This window comes from Neisseria sp. P0001.S005 (assembly GCF_051963715.1).
Genome location: NZ_JBQCTZ010000790.1, coordinates 1 through 360 on the forward strand (window position 1 = coordinate 1; position 360 = coordinate 360).

Genomic DNA, 360 nt, shown 5'->3' on the forward strand with positions numbered 1-360 from the left:
GGGTGGCGTATCGATTATCAGATGGTTACGCCGGAGTTGGCCGCCAAAGCCGTTTCCGCACATGTTTATAAAGACGAAAAATTCTCGGATCACGCCCCTTTAGTTGTGGAGTATGACTATGTTGCCGAATAAGGTTTTGGGTAAATATGATTGGAATATAAACGGCAAAACCGGCGTAGGCGCGGCGTGGGTCGTGGCGGCATTTGTGCTGCCTATGCTGGTGTGGGCAGTGTTTATGCTGGCGCGGATGTCCGGCTGGGTTGCGCCGACCAAGGCCAATCCGACTTGGGCGTTGGTATGGCTGCTGTTTTCCCTGCCTTGCCTGCTGATTGCGGCCAAATGCTTTGCTTGGAAGGGCTG

At 53.9% G+C, this 360-nt stretch carries 1 protein-coding gene and 1 pseudogene; both read left to right on the forward strand.

The features are described from left to right. Positions 1-132, forward strand: a pseudogene (locus tag ACTHSP_RS22885) (exodeoxyribonuclease III); the annotation flags it as partial. Continuing rightward, positions 119-360: hypothetical protein (locus ACTHSP_RS22890; RefSeq protein ID WP_440347116.1), on the forward strand; the 242-nt coding region annotated here is incomplete at its 3' end. The pseudogene ACTHSP_RS22885 and the gene ACTHSP_RS22890, both read left to right, overlap by 14 nt.